This window comes from Elioraea sp. (genome assembly GCF_051860475.1).
GTDB lineage: Bacteria > Pseudomonadota > Alphaproteobacteria > Acetobacterales > Acetobacteraceae > Elioraea.
In genome coordinates this window covers 1-7,061 of record NZ_JBHYDW010000187.1, presented here as the reverse complement: position 1 = coordinate 7,061, position 7,061 = coordinate 1, and the positions used below count along the sequence as shown (strand labels likewise).

The window sequence follows — 7,061 nt, the reverse complement described above, 5'->3', positions numbered from 1 at the left end:
GGTGGCGCAGATCGCCGCCTCGATCGCGGAGTTCGGCTTCGTCAATCCGGTGCTGGTCGATGCCGAGGGCGTGCTGATCGCCGGCCACGGCCGGGTGATGGCGGCGCGCCAGCTTGGCCTTACCACCGTGCCGGCGCTGCGGCTCGGGCATCTCTCGCCCGCACAGGCGCGCGCGCTCCGGCTCGCCGACAACCAGATCGCGCTCAACTCCGGCTGGGACGAAGCGCTGCTCGCCGCCGAGATCGCGCGCATCCGGGACGAGGCGGTGGTCGATCTCGACGTGCTCGGCTTCTCCGGCATCGAGCTCGACCGGCTGCTCGCCAACCTGGCATCGGAGACCGGGGGCGACCTCGCGCAGGACGACCTCGATGCGCCCGCGCCGGAGCCGCCGACCGAGCCGGTGACGCGTCCCGGCGATCTCTGGTTGCTCGGGCGGCATCGACTGCTGTGCGGCGATGCCACCAATGCCGGCGACGTCGCACGTCTGCTGGCCGGCGTGCAGCCGCACCTGATGGTCACGGACCCGCCCTACGGGGTGGAGTACGACCCGTCCTGGCGGAACGAGGCGGGTGTGTCGGCAACGCTGCGCACCGGCCGTGTCGCCAACGACGACCGCGCCGATTGGCGCGAGGCCTGGTCGCTGTTCCCCGGCGACGTCACGTATGTGTGGCACGCGGGCGTGCACGCGCGCACCGTGATCGAGAGCCTCGAGGCCGCGGGTTTCGCGATCCGCAGCCAGATCGTCTGGGCCAAGCCGCGCCTGGTGCTCGGTCGCGGCGACTACCACTGGCAGCACGAGCCGTGCCTCTACGCGGTGCGCAAGGGTGCGACCGGCCACTGGCAGGGCGCGCGCGACCAGACCACGCTGTGGTCGATCGGCAATGGCGCCGAGGATCTCGCCACCGTGCACGGCACGCAGAAGCCGGTGGACTGCATGCGCCGACCGATGCTGAACAACACCCGGCCGGGGGACGCGGTGTACGAGCCGTTCTGCGGCAGCGGCAGCACCATCATCGCCGCCGAGACGATCGGGCGGGCCTGCTTCGCGATGGAGATCGACCCCGGCTACTGCGACGTCACGGTGGAGCGCTGGCAGGAGGTGACGGGCGAGGCTGCCGTGCTGGCGGGGGAGGACCGGGTCTTTTCCGACGTCGCGGCCATGCGCGGCAACGATCATGATGTGATCAACACGGCCTGATCATCGCAATCATCGGATCGCGCCGTCCGCTTGGCTCACGCGCGGCACAGCGCGAATGGTCCGTCACGCGCAGGGGATTGGCCCCCGCCAGACGGAGATGACGATGCCCCGGACCGAAGCCCGCGCCGCCGCCAACCAGCAGCGGAGCCTGGAGGCCTTCATGGCCGCGAAGGCGGAGTTCGATGCCCTGGTGGCGGAGCTCCAGCAGATGGGCGCGGACCACTTCGGCGCCGACCCCGAGGCGGTGCTCTGGGAGCACGCCGAGATGCTGAAGGACTGGAACGCCCGCCTCCGCCACATCACCGACGCCTACCACCGCCGCGGCGAATACGCCGCGTAGCGCGCGCCTCCTCGCCCACCGCCCCGACGGGCCTCTGGTCCGCGGGGCTCGGGGCAGTAGGGGGCGGCACAGGGCCGCTCCCCGAACAGGAGCCCCGATCAATGACCCTCACTGATACCCACCTGATGGTCCTGAGCGCCGCCGCCGCGCGCGAGGACAAGCTGGTGACGAAGCACAAGCGGCTGCCCGGCGCGTCGCTGCAGAAGGTGTGTGCCGCGCTGGTGAAGCGCGGCCTGCTCGCCGAGTTGACCGGCGTGTCGCCGGACCCCGAGGTGCTGAAGGCGAAGACGGAACTCGGCATGACCGAGTACGCGATCACGCCGTCCGGACTTGCGGCGATCGGCGTCGATGACGAGTCTCCCTACGACGAGGATCTGCCGAAGGACGTGCGCGCCGGGGTCGATCCGTTCCTGATCGATGGTCCGGACAACAACCCGCCAGACGACGTCCACACGGCGCCCACGGGCGCGGAGGACGCCCCCGCCGCGACCACCCCCGCGGCAGACGAGACGGCGCGCCCCGCGGCCACGACGGCGCCAACGCGGGCCGGCCTGCGCGCCGCCGCGCAGGCGGTGCTCGACGCTTGGGACGACGAGGAGAACCAGCGCTACGGCCTGACGGAGGCGATCGATGGGCTCCGCACGGCACTCGCCGGCAGCACGCATGCCCGCCGCGAGCCCGGCGCGCCGCGCAAGCCGCGGGAGGGCACGAAGCAGGAGGCGGTGCTCGCCCTGCTGCGCCGTCCCGAGGGTGCGACGATCGCCCAGATCATCGACGCCACCGGCTGGCAGTCGCACACCGTGCGCGGCTTCCTCGCCGGACTGAAGCGCAAGGGCATCACCGTCGAGGTGCTGGAGGAAAGGGAACCGGGGGCAAACCGTCTCTGACACTGTGGGCGCAAGTGGCTCACCGGGTGCCTTCTACGGAGGACAGAGCGATCCGCGCCGAGCGGCGGATGATGAGGTCTCCCGGCACTAGGCGCTTCGTCGGCCGGCCCCAATCATTGGCGTCCTCCAAAAGCAAGAGGTCAATGGCCGCGTCCGCCATCGCCTCGATCCGCTGCCGAACGGTGGTGAGTTCATAGCTTGTCCAAGACGCCATCGGCATGTCATCAAAGCCGACAACGGAGATCCGATCTGGGATCAAAAGCCCCGCGTCGCGGCGAACAGCATCCATGAAGCCAAGGGCGATTGCATCGCCGGCGCAGAACACGGCGTCCGGCGGGCTGCCACACCCCAACAGCGCGCCGGCCGCGGCGTAGCCGCCGGCATAGCTGCTGCCGCCGTTGACAACGACCGGCGCCGGGCAACCCGCCGCGACAGCCGTGGCACAGAAGCCTCGCTCACGCGCCATGCTGAAGGCGGTTTCGGCCTCGCGGCTCGACAGGAAGGCGAATCGCCGATGGCCGGCGGCGAGCAGGGCAACCGCGACCCGCCGGGCCGCGGCCTCGTTGTCGCAGCAGACGGAGGAGGCGAGGCTCGCGCCCGGATCGCGCCCAACAAGGACGAGCGGCAGGTTGAGCCGCGCGCATTCTCCGACCTGTGCCGCGCCCGGCGTGCCGGCCATGGCGACGATACCTACCGGCATGTAGGCCAGCACATCGTCAATCGCGCCATCCATGTCCTTCTCGTCCGGCGCCGTGACCAGCAGCACGCGGTGGCCGCGTGCTTGCGCCAAGCGACTCAGCGACTGGATAAGATTGAGGTGCAGCGGATTGGAAAGCGCCCCCGCCACCAGCGCGAGCAGGTTGGAGCGCCGGGTAATCAACCCTCTCGCCAGCTGGTTGTGTCGGTAGCCGAGCTTGGCCGCTGCCTGTTGAATGCGCTCCCGCGTCGCCGGGGAAACGCCGGGTGCCAGGGAGAAAGCTCGGGAAACCACCGATTGTGATACGCCGGCCGCGCGAGCGACATCCACCGAAGTGGCGGCGCGGGTCCGTTTACGATCGGCCATGCAAATATCGTATATCCTGCCGGCGCAGCGACGTGTGGGGCGAAAGCCGAGATAAGGCTTGACGCTGGGAAAGTCCAACTTCTAGGCTAACCTCACATACGTATTCAAAGCGCCGTCCAGGCCGTCGCGCAGGTATGCCAGTCATGCACGCCCAGCCTGCCCGGCGGTGGAGAGCGATCCAATGAACAAGGCATTCCGGGTTGCGCGGCAGGCGGAGGCGACGCCCACGCAGGAACCCGACGTGCGCGCCGATCTCGCCGCCGCCTACCGGCTCTGCGCGCACTACGGGCTTGACGACCTGATTTATTCGCATGTCACCGCCCGCGCGCCGGGCACCACCGACCAGTTCCTCATTGCACCGCACGGCCTCTGGTTCCACGAGGTCACCGCGTCGAGCCTCGCCCGCGTGGATTTCAACGGGAATGTTTTGGAGAACGGCTCGCATCCAGAGCTGCCGATCAGCCGCTTCGCCGTGCTGCTGCACAGCGCGCTCTATCAGGCGCGCCCCGAGGTCCAGTCCACCATCCACATGCACACGCGAGCCGGGCTTGCGGTGTCCATGCTGGAGGAGGGCTTCCTCACCGCCAACCACACTGGCATGCGCTTCCATGGCGATGTCGCCTACCACGACTACGAAGGCGACTTCCGCCACCGCGACGAGGGCGAGCGCATCACCGCGACGCTCGGCGCGAAGAACGTGTTGATCCTCCGCAATCACGGGCTCGTCACGCTGGGCGAGACCGTTGGAGCCGCGTTCAGCCGCATGTACTACCTGGAGCTCCTCTGCCGAGTGCAGATCGATGTCCGTTCCATGGGCCAGGCGCTGCGTCCGCCGACGCCGCAGGTGATCGAGTTGATGACGACGACGTGGAAGACCCACGCCTATCCGCTCTCGGCCCATGAATGGCCGGCCTTCCTGCGGTTGGCGGACCGCCTCGATCCTGGTTTCCGCAACTGATCCGCGGCTAGGCCGCCAAGGGAGAGACCGCCGTGACCGGACCATCCTTCCCGCGCCGCAGCCTGCTCAGCGCCGCCTCCGCTGCCCTCGCCACACCCGCTGTCGCGCAGGCCTATCCGTCCCGGCCGGTGACCATCCTCGTCCCCTTCGCCGCCGGCGGCGCCACCGATGTGACCACGCGGGTGATCGCCGATTTCGCTAGCGAGAAGCTCGGCCAGCGCGTGCTGGTGGAGAACCGGCCCGGCGCCGGCGGCGGCCTGATGACGCTGCAGCTCGCCCGCGCCACGCCGGACGGCTACACGCTCGGCGCGCTGACCGCGAGCCCGGTTCTCGTGCGGCCGCACGCGGTCGCCGATGCCGGCTACGACCCGACGCGCGACCTGACCTTTATCGCCCGCTACCTGCTCGCGCCGCAGCCCATTGCGGTCGCCACCAACAGTCCCTGGCGCACCTACCAGGACCTGATCGCCTGGGCGCGCGCCAATCCCGGCCGGCTGCGCTACACCGCCATTGCGGCACGCGGCGGCGCGCATGTCGTGATCGAAATGGCGTTCCGCCAGGAAGGCGTCCGCGCCGTGCATGTCCCCTTCAACAGTGGGCCGGAGGCGATCACCGCCTTCCGCGGCCGCCACATCGACATGGTAGCGCAGAGCGATTACGCGGTGCTGTTCGACGCGGGTGAGATCCGCATCCTCGCCGAGACCGGGCCGGAGCGCCTGCCGGTTGCCCCCGAGGCGCCGACCTTCCGCGAACTGGGCTACCCGGTTAGCCCCGCCATCTTCTACGGCATCGGCGGTCCGGCGAACCTTCCCCCGGCGATCGTGGAGCGCTGGGAAACGCTGGTGCGCGAGGCGACCGAGGCGCAGCGCATGCGCGACCTTATCGCGCGCCTCAAGATGATCCCAAGCTTCGCGTCCGGCGAGACCTTCCGCGCCGACGCGCTGCGCGATTTCGTGGCGATCGGCGAGGCGCTCCGGCAGATGCCTTGAGCCGCGCGGCGGGCTGGTCGGTCCTCGCGGCCACGCTGCTGCTGGCCACGGCGGCGGCGTTCCGGGCCGCGCAATACGGGCTCTGGAGCGATGGCGAGCCAGGGCCCGGCCTGTTTCCTCTCATGGCTAGCGGACTGAGCGTCGTCGCTGGGATGGCGGTCCTAGCCGAGCTCCGACGCCCCGCGCCCATGCCTGCGCCGGCAGCGACCGAAACGGATGCCGAGGGCCGGCCGACGCCGCTGCGGCTGGTCGCGACGATGGCGATCGTGGTGGCCTGGGGCCTGCTGTTTGAACCGATCGGCTATGCGGCCGCCAGCGGTGTCGCGTTGTTCGCGCTGACGCTCGTGGGCGGCCTCGGGCTGCCAGGTGCGGTGGCCGTTGCGGCCGGCGCGGTCGCGGCGACAGAACTGCTCTTCGTCCGCATGCTGGAGGTTCCGCTGCCCGCCCCGGCCTGGTTCTGACCGCGATGGAGATGTTCGACGGACTGCTTCAGGGGCTGGCGGTGGCGACGGCCCCTGCGAACCTCGTCTACTGCCTGATCGGGGTCTTTGTCGGCACCGCCGTCGGCGTGCTACCGGGCCTCGGGCCTACGGCGACGATCTCGCTGCTGCTGCCGGTGACTTTCCGGCTCGATCCCACCGGCTCGATCATCATGCTGGCCGGCATCTACTACGGGGCGATGTATGGCGGCTCGATCACCGCGATCCTGTTCCGCATCCCTGGTGAGGCCGCCTCCATCGTCACATGCATGGACGGCCACGCGATGGCGCGGCTCGGGCGGGCAGGCCCGGCGCTCGGCATCTCTGCCTTCGGCTCCTTCATCGCCGGTATTGCGACGGCCTTCGGCATCGCCGCCGTCGGGCCCGCCGTGGCCGACATCGCGAACCGCTTCGGGCCGGCCGAGTATGCAGCGCTGATGCTGCTCGGCATTGTGCTGATCACACAAGTCTCCACCGAGCAGTCGCTGGCGCGCGCGCTGGTGATGATCGGCCTCGGCTTCCTCGCCAGCACAGTCGGGCGCGACATGATGGGCGGGTCCGAGCGCTATACCTTCGGCAGCATGTATCTCGAGGACGGCGTCTCCATCGTGACGCTGGCGATGGGCCTGTTCGGCGTCGGCCAGGTGCTGGTGCTCGTCGAGCGCGAGGTCCGCGGCGGCAGCTTCCGCGCCCAGCCGCGCGGCATCCGCGACCTGCTGCCTTCCCGCGCCGATTGGCGGGCCAGCGCCGGCCCGATTGGGCGCGGCACGGTGCTCGGCTTCTGCCTCGGCCTGCTGCCCGGCGGCGGCGCCATGCTGGCCTCCTTCGCGTCCTATGTAATGGAGAAGCGCATCTCGCGCACGCCGGAGCGCTTCGGACACGGCGCGATCGAGGGCGTCGCCGGGCCCGAGACCGCGAACAACGCCGCCGCGCAATCCACCTTCGTGCCGCTGCTCTCGCTCGGCATCCCCTCCAACGTGGTACTCGGCGTGATCCTCGGCGCGCTCCTCATTCATGGCATCCCGGTCGGCCCCGGGCTGATCGCCACGCGCCCCGATCTGTTCTGGGGCGTGGTGGCGAGCATGCTGGTGGGCAACGCGCTCCTTGTCATCCTGAACGTGCCGCTACTGCCGCTGTTTGTGGCAAT

At 70.0% G+C, this 7,061-nt stretch carries 8 protein-coding genes; 7 read left to right on the top strand and 1 reads right to left on the bottom strand.

Features of this window, described 5'->3' with window-relative positions:
• The 3 genes from ACTIFU_RS21460 to ACTIFU_RS21450 form a co-directional block, all read left to right on the top strand.
• The coding region (locus ACTIFU_RS21460) for a site-specific DNA-methyltransferase (RefSeq protein ID WP_439580364.1) at positions 1-1,198 on the top strand (1,198 nt) is incomplete at its 5' end.
• A gap of 103 nt (positions 1,199-1,301) precedes the next feature.
• A complete protein-coding gene (locus tag ACTIFU_RS21455) occupies positions 1,302-1,538 on the top strand; it encodes a hypothetical protein (protein WP_439580363.1) in 237 nt (78 codons plus the stop codon).
• 101 nt (positions 1,539-1,639) lie between these two features.
• Positions 1,640-2,425 (top strand): DUF3489 domain-containing protein, encoded by a 786-nt coding sequence (locus ACTIFU_RS21450; RefSeq protein ID WP_439580362.1) that lies wholly within the window; start codon positions 1,640-1,642, stop codon positions 2,423-2,425.
• A 19-nt stretch (positions 2,426-2,444) separates the two neighbouring features.
• On the opposite strand, the gene ACTIFU_RS21445 is transcribed toward ACTIFU_RS21450, so the two are convergent.
• Positions 2,445-3,488, bottom strand: coding sequence for a LacI family DNA-binding transcriptional regulator (locus ACTIFU_RS21445; protein WP_439580361.1), 1,044 nt, complete (start codon positions 3,486-3,488; stop codon positions 2,445-2,447).
• 181 nt (positions 3,489-3,669) lie between these two features.
• Between ACTIFU_RS21445 and ACTIFU_RS21440 the strand changes: the two genes are divergently transcribed.
• From ACTIFU_RS21440 to ACTIFU_RS21425, 4 genes are all read left to right on the top strand, one after another.
• Complete coding sequence (locus ACTIFU_RS21440) at positions 3,670-4,446, top strand: class II aldolase/adducin family protein (RefSeq protein ID WP_439580360.1); 777 nt, start codon at positions 3,670-3,672, stop codon at positions 4,444-4,446.
• A gap of 32 nt (positions 4,447-4,478) precedes the next feature.
• A complete protein-coding gene (locus tag ACTIFU_RS21435; protein WP_439580359.1) occupies positions 4,479-5,435 on the top strand; it encodes a Bug family tripartite tricarboxylate transporter substrate binding protein in 957 nt (318 codons plus the stop codon).
• Positions 5,432-5,896, top strand: a complete 465-nt coding sequence (locus ACTIFU_RS21430) for a tripartite tricarboxylate transporter TctB family protein (RefSeq protein ID WP_439580358.1) — start codon at positions 5,432-5,434, stop codon at positions 5,894-5,896. The genes ACTIFU_RS21435 and ACTIFU_RS21430 overlap by 4 nt, the downstream gene beginning before the upstream one ends.
• Positions 5,897-5,901: 5 nt before the next feature.
• The coding region (locus tag ACTIFU_RS21425; RefSeq protein WP_439580357.1) for a tripartite tricarboxylate transporter permease at positions 5,902-7,061 on the top strand (1,160 nt) is incomplete at its 3' end.

Excerpts from the sequence above, each read along its gene's own strand:
- ACTIFU_RS21445 (WP_439580361.1), bottom strand. The coding sequence starts at position 3,488 with ATGGCCGATCGTAAACGGACCCGCGCCGCCACTTCGGTGGATGTCGCT.
- ACTIFU_RS21440 (WP_439580360.1), top strand. The coding sequence starts at position 3,670 with ATGAACAAGGCATTCCGGGTTGCGCGGCAGGCGGAGGCGACGCCCACG.
- ACTIFU_RS21450 (WP_439580362.1), top strand. The coding sequence starts at position 1,640 with ATGACCCTCACTGATACCCACCTGATGGTCCTGAGCGCCGCCGCCGCG.
- ACTIFU_RS21455 (WP_439580363.1), top strand. The coding sequence starts at position 1,302 with ATGCCCCGGACCGAAGCCCGCGCCGCCGCCAACCAGCAGCGGAGCCTG.